The 26,702-nt window shown below is 73.6% G+C and carries 18 protein-coding genes and 1 pseudogene; 8 read left to right on the forward strand and 11 right to left on the reverse strand.

Features of this window, described 5'->3' with window-relative positions; translation table 11 throughout:
• Positions 1–227 precede the first annotated feature (227 nt).
• On the forward strand, positions 228–1,151 hold the full coding sequence (locus tag ACFUJ1_RS26325; RefSeq protein ID WP_378649740.1) for a patatin family protein: 924 nt from the start codon (positions 228–230) through the stop codon (positions 1,149–1,151).
• Here the strand turns inward: ACFUJ1_RS26325 and ACFUJ1_RS26330 are convergent, their stop codons facing one another.
• Positions 1,152–3,194: a protein kinase gene (locus ACFUJ1_RS26330; RefSeq protein ID WP_378649742.1), complete on the reverse strand. Its 2,043-nt coding sequence runs from the start codon at positions 3,192–3,194 to the stop codon at positions 1,152–1,154.
• Positions 3,195–3,416: 222 nt separating this feature from the next.
• Between ACFUJ1_RS26330 and ACFUJ1_RS26335 the strand changes: the two genes are divergently transcribed.
• Complete coding sequence (locus tag ACFUJ1_RS26335; RefSeq protein WP_378649744.1) at positions 3,417–3,755, forward strand: hypothetical protein; 339 nt, start codon at positions 3,417–3,419, stop codon at positions 3,753–3,755.
• Between the two features lie 101 nt (positions 3,756–3,856).
• On the opposite strand, the gene lat is transcribed toward ACFUJ1_RS26335, so the two are convergent.
• Positions 3,857–5,170 (reverse strand): L-lysine 6-transaminase, encoded by a 1,314-nt coding sequence (gene lat, locus ACFUJ1_RS26340; protein ID WP_378649746.1) that lies wholly within the window; start codon positions 5,168–5,170, stop codon positions 3,857–3,859.
• A 64-nt stretch (positions 5,171–5,234) separates the two neighbouring features.
• Complete coding sequence (locus ACFUJ1_RS26345) at positions 5,235–5,687, reverse strand: Lrp/AsnC family transcriptional regulator (protein ID WP_233016208.1); 453 nt, start codon at positions 5,685–5,687, stop codon at positions 5,235–5,237.
• Positions 5,688–5,813: 126 nt separating this feature from the next.
• Between ACFUJ1_RS26345 and ACFUJ1_RS26350 the strand changes: the two genes are divergently transcribed.
• On the forward strand, positions 5,814–7,334 hold the full coding sequence (locus ACFUJ1_RS26350; protein ID WP_378649748.1) for an aldehyde dehydrogenase family protein: 1,521 nt from the start codon (positions 5,814–5,816) through the stop codon (positions 7,332–7,334).
• Between the two features lie 4 nt (positions 7,335–7,338).
• On the opposite strand, the gene ACFUJ1_RS26355 is transcribed toward ACFUJ1_RS26350, so the two are convergent.
• Positions 7,339–7,875, reverse strand: a complete 537-nt coding sequence (locus tag ACFUJ1_RS26355; protein WP_378649750.1) for a histidine phosphatase family protein — start codon at positions 7,873–7,875, stop codon at positions 7,339–7,341.
• A gap of 47 nt (positions 7,876–7,922) precedes the next feature.
• Between ACFUJ1_RS26355 and ACFUJ1_RS26360 the strand changes: the two genes are divergently transcribed.
• The 3 genes and pseudogenes from ACFUJ1_RS26360 to hpnE all read left to right on the forward strand — a co-directional run.
• The gene (locus ACFUJ1_RS26360; protein WP_378649751.1) at positions 7,923–12,512 is read left to right on the forward strand and encodes an ATP-dependent helicase; all 4,590 of its coding nucleotides are present in this window, start codon (positions 7,923–7,925) and stop codon (positions 12,510–12,512) included.
• A 171-nt stretch (positions 12,513–12,683) separates the two neighbouring features.
• Positions 12,684–13,457, forward strand: coding sequence for a DNA-formamidopyrimidine glycosylase family protein (locus ACFUJ1_RS26365; protein ID WP_378649752.1), 774 nt, complete (start codon positions 12,684–12,686; stop codon positions 13,455–13,457).
• A 22-nt stretch (positions 13,458–13,479) separates the two neighbouring features.
• A pseudogene (gene hpnE, locus ACFUJ1_RS26370) lies at positions 13,480–14,877 on the forward strand (hydroxysqualene dehydroxylase HpnE); the annotation flags it as partial.
• A 1-nt stretch (position 14,878) separates the two neighbouring features.
• On the opposite strand, the gene ACFUJ1_RS26375 reads toward hpnE, so the two are convergent.
• Positions 14,879–16,612, reverse strand: a complete 1,734-nt coding sequence (locus ACFUJ1_RS26375; protein WP_378649753.1) for a glycerol-3-phosphate dehydrogenase/oxidase — start codon at positions 16,610–16,612, stop codon at positions 14,879–14,881.
• Positions 16,613–16,942: 330 nt separating this feature from the next.
• Here ACFUJ1_RS26375 and glpK point away from each other — a divergent pair, with 330 nt between their 5' ends.
• Positions 16,943–18,442 (forward strand): glycerol kinase GlpK, encoded by a 1,500-nt coding sequence (glpK, locus tag ACFUJ1_RS26380; protein WP_378649754.1) that lies wholly within the window; start codon positions 16,943–16,945, stop codon positions 18,440–18,442.
• Here the strand turns inward: glpK and ACFUJ1_RS26385 are convergent.
• The 4 genes from ACFUJ1_RS26385 to ACFUJ1_RS26400 form a co-directional block, all read right to left on the reverse strand.
• Positions 18,424–19,611 carry a PLP-dependent aminotransferase family protein gene (locus tag ACFUJ1_RS26385; protein WP_378649755.1) on the reverse strand — a complete coding sequence of 396 codons (1,188 nt, stop codon included), beginning with the start codon at positions 19,609–19,611 and terminating at the stop codon, positions 18,424–18,426. The genes glpK and ACFUJ1_RS26385 overlap by 19 nt on opposite strands.
• Before the next feature lie 77 nt (positions 19,612–19,688).
• On the reverse strand, positions 19,689–20,768 hold the full coding sequence (locus ACFUJ1_RS26390; RefSeq protein WP_378649756.1) for a hypothetical protein: 1,080 nt from the start codon (positions 20,766–20,768) through the stop codon (positions 19,689–19,691).
• A gap of 111 nt (positions 20,769–20,879) precedes the next feature.
• Positions 20,880–21,932, reverse strand: a complete 1,053-nt coding sequence (locus tag ACFUJ1_RS26395; RefSeq protein ID WP_378649757.1) for a hypothetical protein — start codon at positions 21,930–21,932, stop codon at positions 20,880–20,882.
• Positions 21,933–22,187: 255 nt separating this feature from the next.
• Positions 22,188–23,588, reverse strand: coding sequence for an NAD(P)H-quinone dehydrogenase (locus ACFUJ1_RS26400; protein ID WP_378649758.1), 1,401 nt, complete (start codon positions 23,586–23,588; stop codon positions 22,188–22,190).
• 172 nt (positions 23,589–23,760) lie between these two features.
• On the opposite strand from ACFUJ1_RS26400, the gene ACFUJ1_RS26405 reads away from it, so the two are divergent.
• The gene (locus tag ACFUJ1_RS26405) at positions 23,761–24,240 is read left to right on the forward strand and encodes a gamma-glutamylcyclotransferase (RefSeq protein ID WP_378649759.1); all 480 of its coding nucleotides are present in this window, start codon (positions 23,761–23,763) and stop codon (positions 24,238–24,240) included.
• On the opposite strand, the gene ACFUJ1_RS26410 is transcribed toward ACFUJ1_RS26405, so the two are convergent.
• Positions 24,237–25,382 (reverse strand): M20 family metallopeptidase, encoded by a 1,146-nt coding sequence (locus tag ACFUJ1_RS26410; protein ID WP_378649760.1) that lies wholly within the window; start codon positions 25,380–25,382, stop codon positions 24,237–24,239. The two genes, ACFUJ1_RS26405 and ACFUJ1_RS26410, sit on opposite strands and share 4 nt — an antisense overlap.
• A gap of 35 nt (positions 25,383–25,417) precedes the next feature.
• A complete protein-coding gene (locus tag ACFUJ1_RS26415) occupies positions 25,418–26,623 on the reverse strand; it encodes a M20 family metallopeptidase (RefSeq protein WP_378649761.1) in 1,206 nt (401 codons plus the stop codon).
• Positions 26,624–26,702: the final 79 nt, after the last annotated feature.

Below are 26,702 nucleotides of genomic sequence, written 5' to 3' on the forward strand. Positions count from 1 at the left end.
TGCGGAGGTTCAGGGGCGCATACGCACTCACCGGCCGTCGGGCGCTGCGGAGGTTCAGGGGCGCATACGCACTCACCGGCCGTCGGGCGCTGCGGAGGTTCAGGGGCGCATACGCACTCACCGGCCGTCGGGCGCTGCGGGGGTTTGGGGGCGCAGCCCCCATATCCCTTCTCCACCGGATGGTGGGCGCGACAGCGCCCACCATCCGCGGGCGTAATCTCGGTCGGATGACCGAACCCCCCACCCTCGCCGAGGTGATCCGAGCCAGGCGCGCGACGGGGTCGCGCGCGGACGGCCACCGGCTGGCACTGGTGATCGAGGGCGGGGGCAGCCGCGGGGTGTACTCCAGCGGCATGGTCAAGGGCCTGGAGGAGCTGGGGCTGGCCGGCGTCTTCGACGCGGTGTACGGGACATCGGCGGGCGCGGTGAACGGCGCCTGGCTCCTGTGCGGCCGCGCGATCCCCGGCATGCGCTCCTGGACCGACCGCACGATCATGAACCGCGTCATCGACCCGAGGCGCCTGTTCCGCGGCGGCGCCGCCTTCGACGTGCACTACCTGGTGCACCGCGTCTACGACGGCCTGGAGCCGATGGACTTCCCCGCCATCCTGAACAACAGCACCACCTTCCACCCCATCGCCACCGACGCCCGCACCGGCAACGCCATCGACCTGCGTCCACACATCGTGGACAAGCCGAGCCTGCTGCTCGCGCTGCGCGCCAGCGCCAATCTGCCGCTCCTGGCCGGCGGCCCGGTGCTCATCGACGGCGTCCCGTACTTCGACGGCGGCATCGCCGAGCCGGTCCCGATCCGCACCGCGCTGCGCTCGAACCCGACGCACCTGCTGGTCCTGCGCACCCGCCGCGCCGACGAACTCCGCCCGCCCACCTCGCGCACCCACCGCGTGATCGGCGGCAACTACCTGCGGCTGCGGGCCCCCGGCGCCTACCGCACCTGGCTCGCGCGCGAGGCGCGGCAGGAGACCGTCGACCCGCTCCTCGCCGGGCTCGGCGCCGCCGCACTGCAGCTGCACCCGCCCGCGGGGGCGCCGGAGGTCGGGAGCAGCGCGCGGGACACCGAACTGCTGGCCGCGGCGCTCGAGCTCGGGCGGCGCGCGGTGCACGCCGCGTTCGCGAGCGTCGACGCCTGATCAGAGCCCGACGGTGACGCCGTCGGAGAAGGCGAAGTCGTGCAGCTCCAGGTACGCGGGGGCGGTGCCGCTCGGCAGGTCGAACACCAGGATGGTCGAGCCCGAGGTGGCGGGGGCCAGTTCGAAGGAGTAGCCGTAGCCCTGCTGGGCGCTGTGCCAGGCGGTGGCGGTGGTGTCCTGGTCGTGCGCCTGCCCGGTGCTGTCGATCAGCTTCTGCCCGAACGGGGTGTACCACTTGGGCTCGTCCGAGATGTTGCGAATGTCCATGCGGACCACGGTGTACGCGCCGGACGCCGTCTCCAGCCCGATCCGCGCGACCCCGGACTCGACCTTCGTGACCAGGAACTCGAACTTGCCGTCCCTGGCCGGGCCCAGCGATTCCTGCACCGTCGGCGGGGTGCGCTCGGCCTCGTCCGGGGTACCGGCCGCGATCAGCGCCAGGCAGCCTGCGGCGACCGCGAACGGGGCGATGACGATCACGATCGTCGCCAGGATCAGGCGGCGCAGCAGCCCGCCCCGCTTGCGCCTGCGTCGTGGCGCCCGGGCCGGGGGTGCCGGGTACGCCGGAGCACTGCCGCCGCGGGACGGCCAGGACGGGCCGTGCGCCGGGCGGCGGGGTTGCACGGCGTTCCAGCCCGCCGGGCGGAACGAGCGGGCGTAGTCCTGAATCGGACGGGCCCAGTTCGCCGGTGGCTGCGCCGGACCGGCCGCGGGGCGGCGCAGGTACCACTTGCGCTCCGGTGCGAGGTTCGCGGCGCCCCGGTTGCCTGCGGGCGCCACCGCGCGGCCGGGCACCGGATACCCGGATGCGGCAGGCCGGGGCGCGATCGCCGGAACGGGTCTCGGCGCGCCGACCACAGCCCGGCCCGCACGCTGCGGCGCCGGATTCGCGGCACCGCGGCTCGACGGGCCGGGACCTGCCACCGAGCCCGGCTGCCCGGGAGTGCCCGATTCGGCACCGTGCCCGGCCCGGCCGACAGCCGCCCCGATCCACGCGGCCACACCGGCCGCCACCCCCGCCGCGCCGACCTGCCCGGCACCGGCAGGCGGCCCAGCCGCACTCGGTGCGACGCCGGCAGGCCGCCCAGCCGCACTCGGTGCGACGCCGGCAGGCGGCCCGGCCGCGCTCGGTGCGGCACCGGCCGCCCCCACCCGCGGCGGTTCGTACCGCGTGGCCACCAGGGTCGGCGTCGGCCCCGGAACCGGCATGGACAGCGTCGGCATCGGCCCGCCCGACCCGGGCAGCAGCCGCACGGCCTCGGCAGCGAACTCCCCGGCGGAGGGGTAGCGATCCCCCGGCTCCTTGGCCAGCCCGCGCGCGATCACCGCGTCGAATGCGGCGGGCACGCCGGGCACCCCGGCGACGCTCGGCGGCACGGTCATGAGGTGCCCGTGCATCTGCCGCGCCGGATCGGTGTCGCCGAACGGCCGCTTCCCGGTGAGGCATTCGTAGAAGACGCAGGCCAGCGAGTACACGTCCGCGCGGGCGTCGGCGCTGCCGGAGAACCGCTCGGGCGCCATGTATGCCCAGGTGCCGATCGCCATTCCGGCGGTGGTCATCTGCGTGTGCCCGACCCCGTGCGCGATACCGAAGTCGATGAGCACGGCGAACCCGTCCGGGCGGACGACGATATTGGACGGCTTGACGTCGCGGTGCACGAGCCCGGCCGCGTGCGCGCAGTCAAGCGCCCGCGCCACCTGCGTGATCACCGCGACGGCGACTCCGGCGGGCAGCGGCCCGCCGGACGCGAGCCGGGCCCCGAGATCGGTGCCGTCGACGTAGGCCATCTCGATGTAGAGCCGCCCGTCGACGGCCCCGTGCGAGTGGATGGGCACGATATGCGGGCTGTCCAGCCCGGCGATGACCCGCGCCTCGCGCTCGAAGCGGCGGCGGTAGGTCTCGTCGGCCGTGAGCGCGGCGGAGAGCAGCTTGAGCGCGACCCGCCTGCCCGCCTCGGTGTCGTGCGCGAGCCAGACCTGGCCCATCCCGCCGCTGCCGAGCAGCCGGTCAAGCCGGTAGCGGCCGAAGCGCGCGGCCGCCATCAGCGCTGCCCGCCGGGCAGCCGGTCCAAGCCCGCTCGAACGGACCCCATCACGTACCTCCCGTCGCCGTCGAGTGGCCGGCATCGGAGCTCGGGATTCCGATCCCCACCCCCGAACGCAGCGTAACCCCGGACCGTCGCGCCGCCCAGTGCCGATTCCTGTGACCCGGCCGACCCCCTACCCTTGCCCCATGCGAACCCCGCCGCGGACGGCCGCGCGCTGATGGAACCGGTTGAGATCAACGCGGGCTCCTGGTACCTGCGCGCGCTCCGCGCCGACGAGCGGATCGACGACCGCCCCGCCCTGCGCGCGGGCGGCATCACCGACCCCGATCACGTGCGCGACCGCACCGCGCGGTGGGCCGACGGCACGCACCTCTCCTGGGCGGTCTGCGAACCGACGACCGCCGAGCTGGTCGCCGAGATCGGCGTCACGCCCGGCGCGGACGGGACGGCCACCGTCACCGGCTGGGCGCGGGACGGTTTCGAGGCGGCGCTCGACGCCGCCCGCGGCGCGGTGGTCCGCTTCAGCGAGGGTGCGCTCGGCCTCCGGGTCGGCTGACGAGCCCGCACGGGTGTCAAGCAGGCCCGGACCCGCGGCCGCGGGGCGCCGACGGCCGCCGCACCCGGGTCAGGTTTCGGGCCTGCGCCGAACCAGGCGCCTCAGCCCAGCTCCACCAGCACCCGCCCCAGCGCGTCGACCGCCTCGTCCAGCTCCGCCACGGTCACCGTGAGCGGCGCACGGAACCGAATCCCCCGCTCCCCGGTTCCGAGCACGAGCACGTGCTCCCGCTCGCGCAGGACCCGCACCACCTCGTCCCGAAAATCACCGGAGCGCAGGTCGACGGCGCAGAACAGCCCGCGCCCGCGCGGATCACGCACCAGCGGGACGAGCCCGCGCAGCCGCTCGAGCAGATGCGCCCCGAGCACCCCGGCCCGCTCGACCAGCCCGTCGGCCTCGATCACCTCGAGAATCCGCCGCGCCCGCACCATGTCGCCGAGATTCCCGCCCCAGGTGGAGTTCAGCCGCGAGCCGACGTGGAACACGTTGTCGGGCACCTCGGCCACCCGCCCACCGGCCATGATCCCGCAGACCTGGGTCTTCTTCCCGAACGCCACCACATCCGGCGCCAACCCGAATTGCTGGTACGCCCAGGTGCTTCCGGTGATCCCCACGCCGGTCTGCACCTCGTCGAGCACGAACAGCGCGTCGTGCTCGAGACACAACTCCTGCACGGCCGCCAGGAACTCCCCGCGGAAGTGCCGGTCCCCGCCCTCGCCCTGGATGGGCTCGGCGAGGAAGCAGGCGATGTCGTGCGGGTGCTCGGCGAAGGCGCGGCGCGCGGCGGCGAGCGCCCGCTCCTCGGCGGCGCGCACGTCGCGGCCCGCGCGCAGGTACGGCGCCTCGATGCGCGGCCAGTCGAACTTGGGGAAGCGGTCGGTCTTCACCGGATCGGTGTTGGTGAGCGAGAGCGTGTAACCGGAGCGGCCGTGGAACGCGCCGGTCAGGTGCAGCACCCGGGAGCCGTCCGCCGGGCGCCCGCGTGCCTGGTTGTGCCTGCTCTTCCAGTCGAAGGCGGTCTTCAGCGCGTTCTCCACGGCCAAGGCGCCACCGTCGACGAAGAACAGGTGCGGGAGCCGCGGGTCGCCGAGCACCCGGACGAAGGTCTGCACGAAGCGGGCCATGGCGACGGTGTAGATGTCGGAGTTGCTCGGCTTGTGCAGCGCCGCCTCCAGCAGCTCGGCGCGGAAGGCCGGGTCGGCGGCGAGCGCGGGGTGGTTCATGCCGAGCGCGTTGGAGGCGAAGAAGCCGAACATGTCGAGGTAGGCGGTGCCGTCCCGTTCGTCGACGAGCCGCCTGCCCGCGGAGCGCCGCAGGTCGAGCACCAGGTCGAAGCCGTCGGCGAGGATGCTGCCCGCGAGGAGCTCGCGGACATCGGCCGGGGCGATCCCGGGACGTTCGAGTTCGAGGGTCACACCCTCAATCGTAAGGAAAATTTGCGGAATCTCTACTTGTATCCGTATAAATTACTGCGCAAGGCTACTTGTCATAGAATGTCTGCAGGATGATGGTGCTGCGGGTGCGGACGTTGGCGGTCGCCCGGATCTCCTGCAGCAGCTGCTCCAGGTGCCGCGGCGAGGCCACCCGGACGGTGAGGACGTAACTCTCGTCGCCGGCAACCGAGTGGCACGCCTCGATTCCGGCGATGCCTTGCAGCAGCGCGGGCGCCTCGTCGGGCTGCGACGGATCGAGAGGGGTGATGGCGACGAATGCGGAGAGCAGCTGCCCGAGTGCCTCCGGGTCGACCTTGGCGGTGTACCCGCGGATCACGCCGCGCGCCTCCAGCCTGCGCACCCGCGACTGCACCGCCGACACCGAGAGGCTCGCCTTCTCCGCGAGGTTCGACAGCGTCGCCCGTCCGTCGGCCATCAGCTCCCGGATCAGCAGACGATCGATGTCGTCGAGAACGGGTCGTGCAGGTGAATCCGCCATCACCGAAGGCTAACCCAGCGGAACCGCGCAGGTGCGGGAAGTTCGGCTGGTTCACATCCGCTCCGCCGATCGTGCTGCGTTCGGACCCAACGATGTTCGCGTTTCCGCGCTCTCCAGGAGGACCCCGTGACCGATACCGGCACCACCGATCCGATCGCCGCCCGCGCGCTCGGCCTGCTCGCTGCGCTCGGCGTCCCGGCGCCGGAGCCCGGCGAGCTCGGCGCCCGCACCCCGATCACCGGCGCCGTGCTCTTCCCGATCCGCACCGACTCACCCGCCGACACCGAGTCCGCGATCGAGCGCGCCGCGCACGCATTCCGGGGCTGGCGCACGGTGCCCGCGCCGGTGCGCGCGGCCGTGGTGCGCAGGCTCGGCGAACTCCTGGTGACCCATCGGGAGGAGCTGGGCGGGCTGGTCACGCTGGAGGCGGGGAAGATTCCGGCGGAGGCGGTCGGCGAGGTGCAGGAGATGGTCGACGTCTGCGAGTTCGCGGTCGGGCTCTCCCGGCAGCTGTACGGGCACACCATGCCGTCCGAGCGGCCGGGGCACCGGCTGCTGGAGACCTGGCATCCGCTCGGGGTGGTCGGGGTGATCTCGGCGTTCAACTTCCCGGTCGCGGTGTGGGCGTGGAACACCGCGATCGCGCTGGTCTGCGGGGACACCGTGGTCTGGAAGCCGTCCGAGCTGACGCCGCTCACCGCGCTGGCCTGCCACACCCTGCTGCGCCGGGCAGCGCTGGACGTCGGCGCGGATCCCGAGGTGCACCAGCTGGTGCTCGGCGGCGCGGAGAACGGTGCGGCGCTGGTGGACGATCCGCGGGTCGCGCTGCTCAGCGCCACCGGGTCGGTGCCGATGGGGCGCGCCGTTGCGCCGCGGGTGGCCGCGCGGTTCGGCCGCTGCCTGCTGGAACTGGGCGGCAACAATGCCGCCGTCGTCACCCCGTCGGCCGATCTGGAGCTCGCGGTGCGCGGCATCGTCTTCGCGGCGGCGGGGACCGCCGGGCAGCGCTGCACCTCGCTGCGCAGGTTGATCGTGCACCGCTCGATCGCGGACGAGCTGGCAGGCAGGCTGGCGGCCGCCTACGGGCAGCTGCGGGTCGGCGACCCCACCGAGCCGGGCGTGCTGGTCGGGCCGCTGATCCACGAGCGCGGGTACCGCGCCATGACGGCGGCGCTGGAGCGCGCGGTGGCGGACGGCGGCGAGATCGTCGCCGGTGGCACCAGGGTGGACGGCTTCGGGCCGGATGCCTACTACGTGCGGCCCGCGCTGGTGCGGATGCCCGCGCAGACCGCGATCGTCCGGGAGGAGACCTTCGCGCCGATCCTCTACCTGCTCACCTACGACGACCTGGACACCGCCATCGAGCTGCACAACGCCGTGCCGCAGGGGCTGTCGTCGGCGATCTTCACCCTGGATCAGCGCGAGGCGGAGCGGTTCCTCGCCGCCGACGGGTCGGACTGCGGGATCGCCAATGTGAATATCGGCACGTCGGGGGCGGAGATCGGCGGGGCCTTCGGCGGCGAGAAGCAGACCGGGGGCGGGCGGGAGTCGGGGTCGGACTCCTGGAAGGCGTACATGCGGCGGGCCACCAACACGGTGAACTACTCGACGGAGTTGCCGCTGGCTCAGGGCATTCGGTTCGAGTAGGGGTTCAGGCCGGGAGCCGCAGGGTCCAGGCGCCGCGGAAGTGCAGCCGGGTGCGGGAGCCGGGTGGGACATCCACCCGCCAGAACGCGCTCGGCGGCGCGTCCAGCGCGGTGACGACGGCGGCGCGCACCACCGCCGGGTGCGTCACGGCCAGGACCGCCGCCTCGCGGGCGGCGACCTCGGCCAGCCACGCCCCGACCCGGGCGACCACGGCCACCACCGACTCGCCCCCGTGCCCGGCGAACGCCGGGTCGGTCAGCCATGCGTGCAACTGCTCCGGTGGCAGCTCGGCCAGGCCGAGACCACGCCACCGCCCGGCGTCCAGATCCCGCAGCGCCGGATCGACCTCGGCGCGCACCCCGAGCACCGCCGCGGTCCGCACCGCCCGCTGCTCCGGCCCGGTCAACACCACCGCGGGCGGCCGCGCGACCGGCGCGGCGGCCCAGGTGTCGAGCAGCGGCTCGTCGTCCGGGAACCGCCCGGCCCGCAACGCCCCGGTAATCCCGTGGCTCACCAGATCGAGCCGCACCATCCCCGCCATACCGGCAGGTTAACCGTGCTGTCGGTACCCCGGTGCACACTGGGGCCATGGACCGGTTCTCCCCAGCGACCAGGCAGTGGTTCGACGGCGCCTTCCCGGCGCCGACGTCCGCGCAGCTCGGCGCCTGGGAGGCGATCGCCGAGGGCGCGCACACCCTGGTCATCGCGCCGACCGGCTCGGGCAAGACGCTCTCCGCGTTCCTATGGGCCATCGACCGGCTGGCCACCCGCGACCCGGCGACGAAGGTCCGCAAGCGCGGCGAGCCGCAGGCGGGCACCTCGGTGCTCTACGTCTCCCCGCTCAAGGCGCTGGCGGTGGATGTCGAGCGCAACCTGCGCGCCCCGCTCGCCGGGGTCGCGCGCACCGCGGCGAAGCTGGGGCTGGAGCCGCCGGAGATCACCGTCGGCGTGCGCTCCGGCGACACCCCGGCGGGCGAGCGCAGAGCAATGCAGCGCACCCCGCCGGACATCCTGATCACCACCCCGGAGTCGCTGTTCCTCATGCTCACCTCGGCGGCTCGGGAGACGCTGCGCGAGGTGCACACCGTGATCGTCGACGAGGTGCACGCCATCGCGGGCGGCAAGCGCGGCGCGCACCTCGCGCTCTCGCTGGCCCGGCTGGACGCGCTGGCCGAGCGCCCGGCCCAGCGCATCGGGCTCTCCGCCACCGTGCGCCCGCCGGAGGAGGTGGGGCGCTTCCTGGTCGGTCCGGCGCCGATCACCATCGTGGCGCCGCCCGCGGCGAAGACCTTCGACCTCTCGGTGCGGGTCCCGGTGGCGGATATGACCGAGCCGGATTCCGGCGGCGAGTCCGACCAGCCCGGCTCGATCTGGCCGCACGTCGACGCGGCCATCGTCGACCTGGTGATGGAGCACCGCAGCTCCATCGTCTTCGCCAATTCGCGGCGGCTGGCCGAGCGGCTCACCGCCCGGCTGAACGAGACCTACGCCGAGCGGATGGGCGAGCCCGTCGACACCGCGCACGGCCCGCCCGCCCAGATCGGCGCCTCGACCGAGGTGGTGCACGGTGCCGGACAGCTGCTGGCACGGGCGCACCACGGCTCGGTGAGCAAGGAGCAGCGCGCGCTCATCGAGGACGACCTCAAGAGCGGGCGGCTGCGCTGCGTGGTCGCCACCAGCAGCCTGGAACTCGGCATCGACATGGGCGCGGTCGACCTCGTCGTCCAGGTGGAGGCGCCGCCGTCGGTGGCGAGCGGGCTGCAGCGGGTCGGGCGGGCCGGGCACCAGGTCGGCGAGATCTCGCGCGGCGTGCTCTTCCCCAAGCACCGCACCGACGTGGTGCACACCGCGGTCACCGCGCACCGGATGCTCTCCGGGCAGATCGAGGCGCTGCGCATGCCCGCGCACCCGCTGGACATCCTGGCCCAGCAGACGGTCGCCGCCTGCGCGCTGGAGCCCATCGACGTGGACGGCTGGTTCGAGCTGGTGCGCGGCACCGGCAGCTACAGCGGGCTGCCGCGCTCCGCCTACGAGGCGGTGCTCGACCTGCTGGCCGGGCGCTATCCGTCGGACGAGTTCGCCGAGCTGCGGCCGCGGCTGGTCTGGGACCGGGACGCGGGCACGCTCACCGGCCGCCCCGGCGCGCAGCGGCTCGCGGTGACCTCCGGCGGCGCGATCCCGGACCGCGGCATGTTCGCGGTGTACATGGTCGGCGAGAAGGCCTCCCGGGTGGGTGAACTGGACGAGGAGATGGTCTACGAGTCCCGGGTGGGCGATGTCTTCGCGCTCGGCGCCACCAGCTGGCGGATCGAGGAGATCACCTACGACCGGGTGCTGGTCACGCCCGCCTTCGGCCAGCCGGGCAGGCTGCCGTTCTGGCACGGCGACGGGCTCGGCCGCCCCGCCGAGCTGGGCGAGGCGGTCGGCGAGTTCGTGCGCAACGCGGGCAGGCACCTGGACGACGGCGCGATCGAGAAGCTCACCGCCGCGGCCGGGCTGGACGACTTCGCCAGGGACAACCTGACCGCGCTGCTCACCGAGCAGCGCACCGCAACCGGCCGCCTCCCCACCGACAAGACGCTGGTGGTGGAGCGCTTCCGGGACGAGCTGGGCGACTGGCGGCTGGTGCTGCACTCGCCGTACGGCACGCCGGTGCACGCGGCCTGGGCGCTTGCCATCGGGGCGCGGCTGCGCGAGCGGTTCGAGGTGGACGCCGCGCCGACCGCCTCGGACGACGGCATCGTGGTCCGGCTGCCGGACACCACCGACGAGCCGCCCGGCAGCGAGCTCTTCGTCTTCGAGCCGGACGAGATCGACCAGATCGTCACCGAGCAGGTCGGCACCTCGGCGCTCTTCGCCTCCCGCTTCCGCGAGTGCGCGGCCCGCGCGCTGCTGCTTCCGCGCCGCGATCCGGGCAAGCGCGCGCCGCTCTGGCAGCAGCGCCAGCGCTCGGCGCAGCTGCTGGACGTGGCGCGGAAGTTCCCGGACTTCCCGATCCTGCTGGAGACCGCGCGGGAGTGCCTGCGCGACGTCTACGACCTGCCCGCGCTCACCGAGCTGCTCGGCCGGGTGGCGCGCAGACAGGTCCGGCTGGTCGAGGTGGAGACGCCGACCCCGTCGCCGTTCGCCAACGCGCTGCTCTTCGACTACATCGGCCAGTTCATGTACGAGGGCGACAACCCGCTGGCCGAGCGAAGAGCCGCCGCGCTCTCGCTGGACTCCGGGTTGCTCGCCGAGCTGCTCGGCCGGGTCGAGCTGCGCGAGCTGCTGGACGCCGCGGTGCTGGAGCAGACCGAGCTGGAGCTGCAGCGGCTCACCCCCGAGCGGCACGCGCGGGATATGGAGGGGCTGGCCGACCTGCTGCGGCTGCTCGGGCCGCTCACCGCCGAGGAGGCGGCCGCGCGCTGCACCGCCGACCCCGTCGACTGGTTCGCCGAGCTGCGGGTGGCGCGGCGGGCGCTGGAGGTCAGCTTCGCCGGGCGCTCCTGGTGGGTCGCGGTGGAGGACGCGGCGCGGCTGCGCGACGCGCTCGGCGTGCCGCTGCCGATCGGGACCCCCGCCGCCTTCGTGGAGCCGGTGCCGGACCCGCTCGGCGATCTGGTCGGCCGCTTCGCCCGCACGCACGGCCCCTTCGACACCGCGGCGGTGGCGGCCAGGTTCGGCCTCGGCACCGCGGTGGCCGCCGCCGCGCTGCACCGCCTCGGCACCGAGAAGCGGGTGGTTGAGGGCGAGTTCACGCCGACGGCGTCCGGCTCGGAATGGTGTGACACCCAGGTGCTGCGGCGCATCCGGCGGCGCTCGCTGGCCGCCGCGCGGCACGAGGTGGAGCCGGTGCCGACCGCCGCCTTCGGCCGCTTCCTGCCCGCCTGGCAGCACGTGCGCACCCGCACGCTGCGCGGCGTCGACGGCGTCGCCACCGTGGTGGAGCAGCTCGCGGGGGTGCCGATTCCGGCGTCGGCGTGGGAATCGCTGGTCCTGCCCGCGCGGGTGCGCGACTACTCGCCCGCCATGCTGGACGAGCTCACCGCCACCGGCGAGGTGCTGTGGTCCGGGCACGGCTCGATCACGGGCAAGGACGGCTGGATCGCGCTGCACCTGGCCGAGCAGGCGCCGCTCACCCTGCCCCCCGCCGACGAACCGGAGTTCACCGAGACCCACCTGCGGCTGCTCACCGCACTCGGCGCGGTGGACGGCGCGCTGCCGCAGAGCGGCGGCGCCTACTTCTTCCGGCAGCTCTCCGATGCCACCGGGCTGCTGGACGACACCGCCGTTGCCGCCGCGCTCTGGGACCTGGTCTGGGCCGGGCTGATCTCCGGCGACACCTTCGCCCCGGTCCGCGCCCTGCTCGGCGGCAGCACCCGCGCCACCACCGCGCACCGCAGCCCGCGCCGGGCCCCGCGGGCCCGCGCCTACCTGCCGCGGCCCGCGCTGCCGACCCGCAGCGGCCCGCCCGCGGTGGCCGGGCGCTGGTCGCTGCTGCCCGAACGCGCCGCCGACAACACCGTGCGCGCGCACGCCACCGCCGATCAGCTGCTGGAGCGGTACGGCGTGCTCACCCGCGGCTCGGTGCAGAACGAGGGCGTGCCAGGCGGTTTCGCGCTCATGTACCGGGTGCTCACCGAGTTCGAGGACCGCGGGCGCTGCCGCCGCGGCTACTTCGTGGACTCGCTGGGCGGCGCGCAGTTCTCCACCACCGACGTGGTCGACCGGCTGCGCGCGCACGAACCGCACGACGGGCAGCGGAGCACCGCCACCGCGCTCGCGCTCGCCGCCACCGACCCGGCCAATCCGTACGGCGCGGCGCTGCCCTGGCCCAAGGGCGAGGTGGATGGCGGGCACCGGCCCGGCCGCAAGGCGGGCGCCATGGTGGTGCTGCTCGACGGCGAGCTGGTGGCCTACCTGGAGCGCGGCGGGAAGACGCTGCTCACCTTCACCGAGGACCCCGACGCCAGGCAGGCGGCGGCGAACGCGCTGGCCGAGCTGGTGCACGAGGGCGGGGTGGAGTCGCTGGTGATCGACCGGGTCGACGGCGAGACCGTGCACGGCCACACCTTCGCAGGCTTCCTCACCGCCGCCGGCTTCTCCGCCACCCCGCGCGGGGTGCGGCTGCGCCGCGGCGCGGTACGCAAGGAGGAGCGCCCCCAGCGCGCCGTGCGCCGCCCCGAGTTCGGCCGGTGACGGTGGTGCCGAGGTGCCGCAACCGGAAACCGGCGGTTCGGGCGGTCGGAGCACGCGCGCTCCCGACCCCGACGTCGCGCGGCAGCCAGACCGCCGTGGCCCGGATGCGCGCCGGCTCCGCTTCGCCCGCCGGAACGCGGGTATCCCGGCTCCCGCGGAAGGAGCGCTGCTGTGCCGGAAGGTGACACCGTCTATCGCGCGGCCGCACGGCTGCGCACGGCGCTCGCGGGAAAGATCCTGACCCGCAGCGATTTCCGCGTCCCGCGGTACGCCACCGTCGACCTGCGCGGCCAGCAGGTGGAGAGCGTCGGCTCCTACGGCAAGCACCTGTTCGTGCGCACCCCGACCGCCTCCATCCACACCCACCTCAAGATGGAGGGGCTGTGGCGCACCTACCGCTGCGGCCAGCGCTGGACCCAGCCGCGCGCCACCGCCAGGCTGGTCCTCGGCACCGAGGACGTGGAGGCCGTCGGGTTCTCGCTCGGCAAGGTCGAGGTGTTCCCGCTCGCCGACGAGCACACCGTGATCGACCACCTCGGCCCCGACCTGCTCGGCCCGAACTGGGACCCCGCCGAGGCGGTGCGCAGGCTGGAGCAGTACCCCGAGCAGACCATCGGCGTCGCCCTGCTCGACCAGCGCAATCTCGCCGGCATCGGCAACATCTACCGCAGCGAGGTCTGCTACCTGCGCAGGGTGCACCCGGCGACCCCGGTGCGTGAGGCGGGCGATCTGCTCGCCCTGGTGAACGAAGCCCAGCGCATCCTGAGCAAAGCCGCGCACGACCGCTACGTGCCGCTCGCCTACATGCGGCACAACTGGGGCTGCCGCCGCTGCGGCACCCGCATCGTGCGCCGGGTGCTCGGCGACACCGGCCCGGAGAACGACCGAATCACCCAGCGCGAGCGCGGCATCTGGTTCTGCCCGCGCTGCCAGCCCGAGCCTTGACGAATTCCGCCGCCCCACCTTTACTGGCAGTCTGTCAATAAGCGTGGAGAGGGCGGCGACCGTGGGCGATCCCCGGAGGTACGTGGTGATCGGCGGCGGCCTGGCCGGTCTCGCCGGCGCGGTCTGGCTGGCCGAGGCGGGCAAGCAGGTCACGCTGCTGGAGCGCCGGGGCAGGCTCGGCGGCCGCACGCACGCCATGCGGGTCGACGCCGTCGACGACCTGCCGGACAACGGCCAGCACGTGATCGCCAGCGGCTACGAGCACCTCTTCCGGTACCTGCGCACCATCGGCACCCGCGAGTACGTCGCCTTCCCGAAGCGCGGCACGCTGCGCTGGCCGGACGGGCGCAGCGTCGACATGTACACCCGCGGCGTCCGCGCGCTCGGCACGCTCTTCGGCGGCCACCCGGACGCGAGCCCGCTGGAACGGGCGCGCGCGGCGGTCGCTACCGCACGGCTCGGCCGGCAGGCGCTGCACCAGCCAGCCGACCTCGCCGACCTCACCACCGCGCAGTGGTTCGACCGGGTCGGCATGCCCGCCAAGGCGCGCGAGGCCATCTGGGACTGGCTGGCGCTCGGCATCGCCGCCGAGCCGGTGCACCAGGAGTCGGCGGCGGTCTTCGCCCGGGTGCTCGCGACCGGCATCAGACACAGCATCGCGCACCGGCAGGCCGTCACCATCGGCTACCCGACCACCGACCTGGACACGCTCTACATCACCGGGGCGGAGAAGTACTTCCGCGAGCACGGCGTCGAGGTGCGGCACCGGGCGGTCGCGCGGCGGATCGTCATCGAGGACGGCACGGTCACCGGCGTCACGCTGGCCGACGGCAGCACCGTCCCCGCCGACGCCGTGATCTGCGCGGTACCGAACGGCAATATCGGCGGCCTCCTCGACGACCTGCCCGAGCACGCCGACATCTACGCCCGCGCGGACAAACTCGGCTACACCCCCATCGTCAGCACCAACCTGTACCTGGACCGCCCGCTCGGCACCCGCTCCGAATTCGAGGCGCTGATCGGCGGCACCGGCGTGATCGACGAGGTCTTCGACCGCCAGCTCATGACCGGCCGCAGCACCGACAAAGCCTGGCTCTACTGCCTCACCACCAGTGGCGCCTACGAGCAGATCCACAAGACCAACGAGGAGATCGTCGCCGAGCAGCTGGAGCTGCTGCGCCGCTACTACCCCGCCGCCCGCGCCGCGAAGGTGGTCCAGGGCCACGTGGTGCGCATGCCGAAGGCCACCTTCTCCCAGGTCCTCGGTACCCACGACCTGCGCCCCGCCCAGCGCACCTCGATCCCCGGCCTGGTCCTGGCCGGTGACTGGACCGCCACCGACTGGTCGGCCACCATGGAGAGCGCCGTCCAGAGCGCCGCCATCGCCGTCGATCTGCTGCTGGCGCGGGACGAGCGGTAGCTCACCCCTCGCTGGGTACCGGCTCCAGAATCTCCCCGCGCGGCTCGGGGGCGGCGGCGCGCAGGGCGTCGGCGGAGCCGTCGTCGGGCTGGGTCTGGGAGCGGATCTCGGCGTCGACGCGAGCCTGGTAGGTGCTGATCTCCCGGTCGATGTCGGCCTCGTCCCAGCCGAGGATCGGGGCGACCAGGCGGGCGACCTGTTCGGCGCAGGCGGCGCCGCGGTGCGGGTACTCGATGGAGATGCGGGTGCGGCGGGCCAGGATGTCGTCGAGGTGCAGGGCGCCCTCGGCGGCCACCGCGTAGACCGCCTCGACCTGGAGGTAGGCGGGGGCGTCGGTGATCGGCTGCAGCAGCTCGGGTTTGCCGTCGGCGAGCGCGAGCACCTCGTCGATGAGCGAGCCGTAGCGGTCGAGCAGGTGCTTGACCCGGTACGGGTGCACGCCGTACGCCTCTGCCAGCTGCACGGTCTGGTTGACCAGCGCGAAGTAGCCGTCGGCGCCGAGCAGCGGCACCTTCTCGGTGATCGACGGCGAGACCCGGGCCGGGATGTCCGCCGCCGCCTCGTCGACGGCGTCGGCGGCCATCACCCGGTAGGTGGTGTACTTGCCGCCCGCGATGCCGACCAGCCCGGGCGCCGTGCGGGCCACCGCGTGCTCGCGGGAGAGCTTGGAGGTCTCGTCGCTCTCGCCTGCCAGCAGCGGGCGCAGCCCGGCGTAGACGCCGTCGATGTCGGCGTGCGTGAGCTCGGTGACCAGCACCTCGTTCACCCGCGCCAGCAGGTAGTCGATATCGGCCTTGGTCGCCGACGGGTGCGCGAGGTCGAGGTTCCAGTCGGAGTCGGTGGTGCCGACGATCCAGTGCGCGCCCCACGGGATGACGAAGAGCACCGAGGTGGCGGTGCGCAGGATGATCGCGGCGTCGCTGACGATCCGGTCCCGCGGCACCACGATGTGCACGCCCTTGGAGGCCCGCACGTGGAACCGGCCGCGGTTGCGGGAGAGCGCCTGCACCTCGTCGGTCCACACCCCGGTCGCGTTGATCACCACGTGCGCGTGGATCTCGGCGGTGCGGCCGTCCTCGGTGTCGCGCACCCGCACCCCGACCACCCGGTCGGCCTCGCGCAGGAAGCCGACCACCTGGGTTGAGGTGCGGAGCACGGCGCCGTAGTGCGCGGCGGTGCGGGCGACGGTCATGGTGTGCCTGGCGTCGTCGACCACGGTGTCGTAGTAGCTGACCCCGCCGATCAGCGAGGAGCGGCGCAGCCCCGGCGCCAGCCGCAGCGCCCCGGCGCGGGTCAGGTGCCGCTGCCCGGGAACGGATTTCGCGCCACCCATGGAGTCGTAGAGCAGGAGCCCCGCGGCCACGTACGGCCGCTCCCAGCCGCGGTTGGTGAGCGGGTAGAGGAAGCGCAGCGGCTTGACCAGGTGCGGGGCCAGGGTGGCTAGCGAGAGCTCACGCTCCCGCAGCGCCTCGCGCACCAGCCCGAACTCCAGCTGCTCCAGGTAGCGCAGCCCGCCGTGGAACATCTTGGAGGAGCGGCTCGAGGTGCCGGAGGCCAGGTCGCGCGCCTCCACCAGCGCCACCCGCAGCCCGCGGGTCGCGGCGTCGAGCGCGATGCCCGCGCCGACGATGCCGCCGCCGATCACGACGATGTCGAAGTGGTCCTTACCCAGCCGCTCCCAGGCGTCCCGGCGCTGGTCCGGGCCGAGGAACTGCGAATCCGGGGTGATGGTCATGCTCGACTCCTTCGGCCGGCGTCGTCCCGCGGGCGTGTTACCCGCTGCCTGCGGGTTCAGGCTATGCGAGCGCGGCCGATCCTTCGCGGCGGCCCGGGCGGTGTCGCGCGGCGCGGCTCACCCGGCCACGCGGCTCACCCGCCGCCGGGCGACTCGACCGCACTGGGCGACCCGACCGGCCACGAGCCCGCAGCGCCCACGCACGACGTTCGCCCGCCACCGTTCCGAAGCTTCGACTGCTACCCGCCGGTAACAAGACCCACCCTAGCCATCTCCGCCGCCCCCCGCGATGTGATGCACGGCGCGCCGGGCATCCAGTAGCCTGCGGGGATGCGTCGCTACGTGGCCGCCATCGATCAGGGAACGACGTCGAGCCGGTGCATCGTCTTCGACCGCGGCGGCGCGGTGATCGGCGTTGCCCAGCGCGAGCACGAGCAGATCTTCCCGCGGCCGGGCTGGGTCGAGCACGACGCCGAAACCCTGTGGCGCAATACCGAAGCCGTGGTCACCGAGGTGCTGCGCGACCTGGAGCTCGGCCCGGACGACCTGGCCGCCGTCGGCATCACCAACCAGCGCGAGACCACCGTCGTCTGGGAGCGCGCCACCGGGAAGCCGATCCACAACGCCATCGTCTGGCAGGACACCCGCACCGACAAGCTCTGCGTCGAGCTCGGCGGCAAGGAGGGGCCGAACCGCTACCAGGAACGCACCGGGCTGCCGCTCTCCACCTACTTCGCCGGCCCCAAGCTGCGCTGGATCCTGGACCACGTCGAGGGCGCGCGGGCCCGCGCCGAGGCGGGCGAGCTCTGCTTCGGCACCATCGACAGCTGGGTGCTGTGGAAGCTGACCGGCGAGCACATCACCGACGTCACCAATGCCTCGCGCACCATGCTCATGGACCTGCGCACGCTGGACTGGGATCCGGAGATCTGCGCCGACTTCGGCATCCCGACCGCCGTGCTGCCCGCCATCCGCAGCTCGTCCGAGGTGTACGCGGTGCCGGAGTCCGGCCCGCTGGCCGGGGTGCCGATCGCCGGCATCCTCGGCGACCAGCAGGCGGCCACCTTCGGCCAGGCCTGCCTGGAGCCCGGCGAGGCCAAGAACACCTACGGCACCGGCAATTTCATGCTGCTGAACACCGGGACCACCCCGGTGGTGAGCAGCCACGGGCTGCTCACCACGGTCTGCTACCGGCTCGGCGAGCAGGACGCGGTGTACGCGCTGGAGGGGTCGATCGCGGTCACCGGCTCGCTGGTGCAGTGGTTCCGGGACAACCTCGGCATCATCGCCTCCGCCGACGAGATCGAGCCGCTGGCGCGCAGCGTCGCCGACAACGGCGGCGCCTACATCGTGCCCGCCTTCTCCGGGCTCTTCGCGCCGCGCTGGCGGCCGGACGCGCGCGGCGTGATCGCCGGGCTCACCCGCTTCGTGAATCGGGCGCACCTGGCGCGGGCGGTGCTGGAGTCCACCGCCTTCCAGACCAGGGAGGTGGTCGACGCCATGCGCGCCGACGCCGAATCACAACGGCTCGGGCTGGAGCTCACCACGCTGAAGGTGGACGGCGGCATGGTGCGCAACGACCTGCTCATGCAGTTCCAGTCCGACATTCTCGGCGTGCCGGTGGTGCGCCCGGTGGTGAACGAGACCACCGCGCTCGGCGCCGCCTACGCGGCCGGGCTCGCGGTCGGGTACTGGTCCGGCACCGACGAGATCAGGGCGAACTGGTCCGCCGACACCACCTGGCACCCGGAGATGGGCGAAGCCGAGCGGGCCGGGCACCTGACCGCCTGGAACAAGGCGGTCGAGCGCACCTACAGCTGGGTCGACTGAGCCGCGCGGCCGAGCCGGGCGACGGCCTCGGTGAGCGCCGCCGCGTCCGAGGTGGTGAAGCACATGCGCAACGCGGAGCGGTACCCCGCCTCGACCGCGAAGGCCGCGCCGGGCACGAAGGCCACGCCCTGCTCGACCGCGGCGGGCAGCAGCGCCGCGGTGTCGGTGCCGTCGGTGAACTCGCCCCAGACGAACATCCCGCCCGCCGCGTCGGTGCAGCGCAGCCGGGCGCCGAACTCCGCGCGGACCGCCCCGACCAGCGCCTTCGCCCGCTGCCCGTAGGCCGCGCGCACCCGGTCGACGTGCCCGGCCAGCCACGGCTCGTCGGCGAGCAGCTCGGCAGCGACCTGCTGGGTGAGCGCCGAACCGCAGAGGTCGGCGCCCTGCTTGAGCAGCTCCACCGCGCGGGCCACCCGGACCGGGGCCACCATCCAGCCAACCCGCAGCGCGGGCGCGAGGATCTTGGAGGCGCTGGAGAGCCGGATGACGTTCCCCCCGTGCGCGGCCACCGGCGCCGGCGGCGGGCCGTCGAACCAGAGCTCGCCGTACGGGTCGTCCTCGATCACCCAGAAGCCGTGTGCGGTGGCGAGTTCCGCGAGCTCGGCGCGGCGCGCGGCGCTCAGGGTGACCCCGCCGGGGTTGTGGAAGGTGCTCACCGTGTGCACCAGGGCCGGGCGCTCGCCGCGGGCCAGCAGCTCGGTGAGCAGGTCGAGCCGCATGCCCTGGTCGTCCAGCGGGATCGCCGCGATCCTGGCACCGGCCGCGCGGAACACCTGTAGCGCCCCGACGTAGGCCGGGTCCTCGACCACGACCAGCGCGCCGGGGTCGAGCAGGACATCGGCCAGCAGCGCGAGCGCCTGCTGCGAGCCGTGCGTCACGAAGACCTCGGCCGTCGGCACCGCGCGCCCCAGCTTGGCCGACTCGCGCGCGGCGAGCACCTCGCGCAGCGGGCCCCAGCCCGGCGAGCCGGTGTACTGCAGGCTGCGCGCGTCGGTGAGCGCCGCCTCGGTCGCGGCCGCGATCCGCTCCCTCGGCATCAGCGCGGCGTCCGGCAGCCCGCCCGCCAGGCTGAGCACATCCGGCCGCTCGGTGAGTTCCAGCAGGTCACGAATGGCGGAGCTGCGCAGCCCGGCGAGCTTCCCGGCCAGCGGCGGAGCGGTTGGCGACATGGCGATACCTCCGTGCGATGTGTTGCCACTGTCGCACGGATTACCAGGATATGAAACCGCGTCTCAGATAGCGGGAATCAGGGCCGGTTGTCGATGGAGTGCACCAGATGTCTGCCCTCCTTGACGACGGTGGTGACGGTCTGCTGGTAGACGGTGGTCGCGCCGTCCGGGCGGTGCTCGGTGAGGTCGACCTCGAAGGTGTCGGTGGCGAGCTCGGTGACGCGCAGGCAGTGCGTGGTGCCGACCGGGATCTGCTCGTCGATGGCGCTCTGGATGACCTGCGCGGAGGAGATGTTGGCCGCGTCCGGGTCGACGTACCTGCGGGCCCGCTCACCGTTGCGCTCCACGTAGAAGGCGTACTGGAAGCCGAGCACAGCGCCCGCGCCGGACTCGGTGGTTCCGGTGCCGTTGCCGACCGTCACCGTGCCGTCCTCGGCGGCCGGGCAGCTCAGCGCGGCGGTGCTCGGCACCGGGGCGGCCACCGCCGGATCGGAGTCGCCGCCGCCGCGCACCGTCATCACGATCACGACCACCGCGACCAGCAGCGCCAGCGCGGCCGCGAGCGCGCCGTACAGGGTGCCGCGGTTGGCGGTCGGCGCCCGCTCGACCACGGCCGAGCCGCCGGGCGCGAGCCTGCGCGCGATGGGGTCGTCGGACCAGGCCAGGCCGTCCGCGGCGACCGGCGGCGGCTTGGGCACGCCGCCCGCCTCGTCCGACCGGTTCCACCACTGCGGCGGCTCGGCATCCGGCTGCGCGGCGGGGGCGGGGGCCACCTGGTGCCGCACGGTCGGGGCCGCCGGGTCGTCCCCGTCGGCACCGGCGCCGAACGGCGCGGACGGGCCCGCGGGCCGATCCCCGGCGCCGGTGACGCCCTCGCCGAACGGCGTGGACGGGGCCGCGGGCCGCGGGGTGCTCCCGGTGCTGCCGCCCGCGGGCAGCAGGCCGCCCGCGGGGCGCCAGCCGACCTCCGGCCGCGACCCGGCGGGCGGCTGCCAGCCCGGGATGTGCCCCGGCCCGATCGGCGCGCCGAAGGCGCTGCCCGACCTGGTGGTCGGCTCGTCCTGGCCGCCGTCCACCGGAGGCCCGAAACCGGAAGCGCCGGAGCCCTTCTCGTCGGCGCCCTCGCTCCCGTGCACCGGCGGTCCGAAGCCGGGCACACGGCCGGACTCGTTGCCTCTGGCATCACCCTCGGAGCCCACACCAATCCTCTCGAACGCACGAAATGGGGCGGCCGCGAACGACCGCCCCACCCCGTCAATCGGTACGTGTCAGTACTGGAGTGAACCACCCCACTGCGTGGTGACGCCACCCACGTTGACCGTCGTCGGCGCGGTGTCGCCCGGCGGCACGATGGGCGGAAGCTTAACCTGCGCGGCCGCATCGAGCGCGGCGGCGCCGCCCGGCTGGGCCTTGATCCAGTCCTCGACCGCCGCCTTGGCCAGGTTGACCTGCGTGGTGTCGAGGACGACGCTGGATTTCGCGTCCGCGAGACCCTCCCCACCGGTGAAACTGGAGACGTGGATCGTGTTGCTGTCGACGAACTCCACCGACACACCCGCCTCGCCGGAGCCGGTGGGGGTGTTGTAGCCGACGGTGCCGACGTAGCCGGCCTCGTTGCTGAAGTGGTGGGTGTTGGCCACGTAGCCGGGGAGCAGCGCGCCGCCGTCGACCGCGGCGCCGATCTCGGCGTGCGGGCCGGTCATCTCGACCACCGGCGCGGCCGGGGCGGCGTCCACCCGCGGCGCCTCCCAGCGCGGCTGCACCAGGGTCTGCGAGGGCGCGGAGTCGGCCTGGGTGTCGCTCTGCGGCGCCTGGCTCTGCGGGGCGGTGCCCGGGCTCGCCTGCGGCGCCGCGCCCGGTGCGGACGGGGTGCCCGCGGGCTGATCCTGCGCGCCTGGCGCCTGATCCGGCGCGACCGCGCCGGGCGCGGTCTGCCCCGGCGCGGGCTGGCCCTCCTGGCCGGGCACCGGCAGCGGCGCCACGCGCGGCGTCGTCACGCCGGGCTGGGTCGGCCGGTTGAGCTTGGGATCGGTCTTGTCCGGCAGCGCCTGATCCTGCTCGGGCGTGGTCACACCCGGCTGGCTCGGCGTCGGCTTGCTCTCCGGCGTCTGCGGCTGCTGGCTCTGCGGGCCGGTGCCCGGCTGGGTGGGGCCCTGCTGCTGCGTCTGCGGCTGCTGCTCGGGCGTCGCGTTGGTGCCCGGCTGGACCGGTGCGGGCGTCGCGGGCGTAGTCGGCTGATCGTTCGGCACTGCCCCCGCCGGCGCCGCGAAGAAGGTGGCCACGGCTGCCGCTGTCGCCAACGGCAGCGAGGTGCTCGCCATCGCTCGCTGCGCCCGGCTCGGCTTACGATGTTTCACTTTTCGCTTATCCCTTTCCGTGCGGGAGGCACACGGCCGTTCCCGGAGGAAACCCCCCAAACCCCGAAACGCCGCGACCAACCCGCCGATCACGTCTCCGCAACGGAGTGAACCACAGTTGTCCGACAGGGGCAATGTGGAGAGTACCGCCCGCGCCAGGTCAACCGCGCTGCCGCGCAACAGTGTTCACGCAGGTGACACCTGCTTTTCGCGGGACGCTCAGTCCAGATCGTCGTGCCGCATGAGCTGTCGCGCGGCCTCGATGACCGAGCCGGTGAGCGAGGGATAGACCGAGAAGGTCTGGGCCAGGTCGTTCACGGTCAGGTTGTTCTGCACCGCGAGCGCGATCGGCAGGATCAGCTCGGAGGCGATCGGCGCCACCACGACGCCGCCGATCACCACGCCGGTGGCCGGGCGGCAGAAGATCTTCACGAAACCGCGGCGCAGCCCGGACATCTTGGCGCGCGGGTTGGTGTTCAGCGGCAGCATGACGGTGCGCGCGGGCGTCTCGCCGTTGTCGATCGCGGTCTGGCTGACGCCGACGGTGGCGATCTCCGGCCTGGTGAAGACCGCGGAGGAGACCGTCTTCAACCGGATCGGGCTGACGCCCTCGCCGAGCGCGTGGTACATCGCGATCCGCCCCTGCATGGCGGCGACCGAGGCCAGCGGAAGCAGCCCGGTGCAGTCGCCCGCCGCGTAGATCCCGGTGACCGGCGTGCGGGAGACCCGGTCCACCCGCAGATAGCCGGCGCGGTCCAGCTCGATCCCGACCTTCTCCAGCCCGAGCCCCTCGGTGTTCGGGGTGGAGCCGACGGTCATCAGCGCGTGCGACCCGGTGACCGTGCGCCCGTCCGAGAGCGTGACCACGATGCCGTCGGCGGTGCGCTCGACGGCGTCCGCCCGCGCGTGCTTGACCAGCTCGACCCCGCGCTCGGCCAGCGCGTCCTCCAGGACCAGCGCGGCATCCGCGTCCTCGCCGGGCAGCACCCGGTCGCGGCTGGAGACCAGCTTCACCTGGACGCCGAGTTCGGTGTAGGCGGAGACGAATTCGGCGCCGGTGACGCCGGAGCCGACCACGACCAGGGTCTCCGGCAGCTCGGCCAGGTCGTAGAGCTGCCGCCAGGTCAGGATGCGCTCGCCGTCCGGCTCCGCGCCGGGCAGCACCCGCGGGCTCGCGCCGGTGGCGATCAGCACCACCTCGGCGTCGACCGTCTGCTCGGCGCCGTCGCCGTCACGCACCAGCACCCGGTGCTCGGCCCGGCCGACCGGCTCCTGCAGCGAGCCGTACCCGGGCAGCAGGGTGACCCCGGCGGCCCGCAGCTTGGAGCGGATGTCCGACGACTGCGCCAGCGCCAGCGCCTTGACGCGCTGGTTCACCTCGGGCAACCGCACCCCGGCCTGCTTCGGGTCGAGGGTGATGCCGAGATCGCGGGCCCGGCGCAGATCGGTGCGGATGCCGGTGGAGGCGATGAAGGTCTTCGACGGAACGCAGTCCCAGAGCACGCAGGCGCCGCCGATGCCGTCCGAGTCGATCAGCGTCACCGCCGCGCCGTGCTGCGCCGCCACCAACGCGGCCTCGTAGCCGGCCGGGCCGCCGCCGATGATCGCGATGCGGGTCATGGGTCACCTCTCGCTGCTGCTGGTCCCGGGATCTCCGGAGCTCCGTGGACAACCGTAATCGGCCGAGCTCGGACCGGCTCGCCAGCCCGCGCGGCGACCCCGCCGCGCCGGATGTCGAGCCGGTCCGCCGGGACCCGGTGGCCCCGGCGGCGACATTGGATACGCTCTCCGGGTGCCGATATACGCCGCCTACGGATCCAACATGGACTCCACACAGATGCAAGAGCGCTGTCCGCACTCCCCGCTGTCGGGAACGGGCTGGTTGGAGGGGTGGCGGCTGACCTTCGCCGGTGACGACATCGGCTGGGAGGGCCCGCTGGCAACCGTCGTCGAGGAGCCGGGTTCGCGGGTCTTCGTCGTGCTCTACGACGTCTCCCCGGAGGACGAGGAGCGGCTGGACCGCTGGGAGGGCTCGGACTTCGGCATCCACCGGAAGATCCGGCTGCGCGTCACCCCGAGCACCGGCAGCGGCTCCGAGCCGGTGCTGGCCTGGCTCTACGTACTCGACGCGTACGAGGGCGGCCTGCCTTCCGCGCGCTACATCGGCGTGATGGCCGATGCGGCGGAGAAGGCGGGCGCCCCCGCCGACTACGTGCACGCGCTGCGGACGAGGAACAGCCGCAACGTCGGGCCGGGCAACTTCTCGGTCTAGCGCCCGGCCTGCAGCACGATATTGGTGAGCACGCGCACGCCGACGGCGAGCGCGCGCTCGTCGATGTCGAAGGTGGGCTGGTGCAGGTCGAGCGGGTCGCCCCGGCCGGACCAGACACCGAGCCGCGCCATCGCGCCCGGCACCTCCTCCAGGTACCAGGAGAAGTCCTCGCCGCCGCCGGACTGCATGGTGTCGGCGAGCGCGCCCGGCCCGAGGTCGTTGATCGCGGCCTCGAACATCCGGGTGGAGCGCTCGTCGTTCACCACCGGCGGCACGCCGCGCCGGTAGTTGAGCTGGTAGCGCACGCCGGTCGGGGCGAGCAGCGCGTCGACGATCTCGCGCACCAGCGGCTCCAGCAGCTCCCAGGTGGCGTGGTCGCCGGTGCGCACCGTGCCGGTGAGCATGCCGGTCTGCGGGATGGCGTTCGGCGCCTTGCCCGCGCTCACCGCACCCCAGACCATGACGGTGCTGGTGCGCGGGTCGATCCGGCGGCTGAGCAGCCCGGGCAGCCCGGTGATGACGGTGCCGATGGCATAGACCAGGTCGCTGGTCAGGTGCGGGCGCGAGGTGTGCCCGCCGGGCGAGTCGAGCACCAGCTCGACGGTGTCGGCGGCCGAGGTGATCGCCCCGACCCTGACCCCGACCCGGCCCGCCTCCAGCCGCGGATCGCAGTGCAGCGCGAAGATCCGCTCGACACCCTGCATGGCCCCGGTGGCGACGACATCGATCGCGCCGCCCGGCATGACCTCCTCGGCGGGCTGGAAGACGAACCGCACGCCGACCGGCAGCTCGGCCTCGGCCAGCGCCAGCGCGGTGCCGAGCAGGATGCTGGTGTGCGCGTCGTGCCCGCAGGCGTGCGAGACGCCGGGCACGGTGGAGGAGAACGGGAGCCCGGTGAACTCCTGCAGCGGGAGCGCGTCCATGTCGGCGCGCAGCCCGATCCGCGGGCCGTCCGGGCCGATGTCGCAGAGCAGGCCGGTGCCGCCGGGTAGGACGCGCGGCGCCAGCCCCGCCTTGGTCAGCCACGTGGCGACGAACTCCGTCGTCGCGAACTCGGTCCTCGATAGCTCCGGGTTCGCGTGGATGTGCCTGCGCCACTGGACCAGGTCCACCTGATGCTCGGCCAGCCACGTGTCAACCACGTTCCGGCCCGATCGCACCAGATGACCGCTCGTGCTCACCGAATGTCCTCCTGTCGTCGAACGAGTCGTTGCAACAGACTGCTCCTGTGTTGCTCATCGCGGGCAACGGCCACGGCGGTACAGGCCAGCGCGACCGCTCCGTCGCGCACCGCGAGATCGGCGGAGGCGGTGACGCTCGCCGCGGCGAACTCCGGCTGGTGCGTCACGGCGCCACCCGCCTCGATGCCGATCACCGGGTGGATGCCGGGGACGATGTTGGTGACGTTGCCCATGTCGGTGCTGCCGAGTGGCCGCTGCGCCTCGAACTCCGGTGGAAGCGGCGTACGGCCCAGGCCGGTGATCTGCTCGCGGTACACGGCGAGCAGGGCCGGATCGGGCGTGAGCTCGGTGTAGGTCGGCGCGAGCGTCCGGATCTCGTGGGTGCAGCCGGTGGCGAGGGCGCCCGCCGCGAAGCAATCCGAGGCCCGGCGCGTCAGATCGTCGAGGGACGCGGAATCGGCCGCGCGGAGGTAGTAGAGCAATTCCGCACGTCCGGGCACGATATTGGGGGCCACGCCACCGTCGCTGACTATACCGTGCAGTTGCTGGCCGGGGCCGAGGTGCTGGCGCAGCAGACCGAGCGCCACCTGGGCGACGGTGGCGGCGTCGCCTGCGTTGCGGCCGCGCTCCGGCGCCGCGCTGGCGTGCGCCGTGCGGCCGTGGAAGAGCACCGAGATGTCGCTGAGCGCCAGCGAGCGCGCGCCGACCACGTCGAACGGGCCCGGGTGCACCATCATGACCAGCGCCAGGTCGTCGAAGAGGCCGTGGTCGAGCATGATCACCTTGCCGCCGCCGCTCTCCTCGGCCGGGGTGCCGAGCACGACGACGGTGAGCCCGAGTTCGTCGGCGACGTCGGCGAGCGCGAGCGCGGCGCCGACCGAGGCGGCCGCGATGACGTTGTGCCCGCAGGCGTGGCCGATCTCAGGCAGCGCGTCGTACTCCGCGCACAGCCCGACGGTCAGCTCGCCGCTGCCGTAGACCGCGCGGAAGGCGGTGGGCAGCCCGGCGACCCCGGTGCGCACCGCGAAGCCGCGCTCGCGCAGCGGTTCGATCGTCCGCGCGGTGCTGCGCACCTCGTCGAAGGCGAGTTCCGGATCGGCGTGCAGCGCATGCGAGAGCCCGACCAGCCGGTCCTTCGCGGCCTCGACCGAAGCAGTTACCCGCGCGACGGAACCGTCGATCGGTGCATCGGTGGAAGGCATGCCGACCAGTCTGGCACTACCCGGGTGGTTACCGCCCGTTCAACCCAGCGTGAGCGGAACGGTTGCGCGCCCGGCTCGC

The sequence above is a fragment of the Nocardia sp. NPDC057227 genome, assembly GCF_042669725.1.
GTDB classification, from domain to species: Bacteria; Actinomycetota; Actinomycetes; order Mycobacteriales; family Mycobacteriaceae; genus Nocardia; species Nocardia asteroides_A.

Bases quoted from the DNA above. Each gene is read 5' to 3' on its own strand.
- ACFUJ1_RS26325 (WP_378649740.1), top strand. From the start codon at position 228: ATGACCGAACCCCCCACCCTCGCCGAGGTGATCCGAGCCAGGCGCGCG.
- ACFUJ1_RS26330 (WP_378649742.1), bottom strand. From the start codon at position 3,194: ATGGCGGCCGCGCGCTTCGGCCGCTACCGGCTTGACCGGCTGCTCGGC.
- ACFUJ1_RS26335 (WP_378649744.1), top strand. From the start codon at position 3,417: ATGGAACCGGTTGAGATCAACGCGGGCTCCTGGTACCTGCGCGCGCTC.
- ACFUJ1_RS26345 (WP_233016208.1), bottom strand. From the start codon at position 5,687: ATGGCGGATTCACCTGCACGACCCGTTCTCGACGACATCGATCGTCTG.
- ACFUJ1_RS26355 (WP_378649750.1), bottom strand. From the start codon at position 7,875: ATGGCGGGGATGGTGCGGCTCGATCTGGTGAGCCACGGGATTACCGGG.
- ACFUJ1_RS26360 (WP_378649751.1), top strand. From the start codon at position 7,923: ATGGACCGGTTCTCCCCAGCGACCAGGCAGTGGTTCGACGGCGCCTTC.
- ACFUJ1_RS26375 (WP_378649753.1), bottom strand. From the start codon at position 16,612: ATGACCATCACCCCGGATTCGCAGTTCCTCGGCCCGGACCAGCGCCGG.
- glpK (WP_378649754.1), top strand. From the start codon at position 16,943: ATGCGTCGCTACGTGGCCGCCATCGATCAGGGAACGACGTCGAGCCGG.
- ACFUJ1_RS26385 (WP_378649755.1), bottom strand. From the start codon at position 19,611: ATGTCGCCAACCGCTCCGCCGCTGGCCGGGAAGCTCGCCGGGCTGCGC.
- ACFUJ1_RS26395 (WP_378649757.1), bottom strand. From the start codon at position 21,932: ATGGCGAGCACCTCGCTGCCGTTGGCGACAGCGGCAGCCGTGGCCACC.
- ACFUJ1_RS26400 (WP_378649758.1), bottom strand. From the start codon at position 23,588: ATGACCCGCATCGCGATCATCGGCGGCGGCCCGGCCGGCTACGAGGCC.
- ACFUJ1_RS26415 (WP_378649761.1), bottom strand. From the start codon at position 26,623: ATGCCTTCCACCGATGCACCGATCGACGGTTCCGTCGCGCGGGTAACT.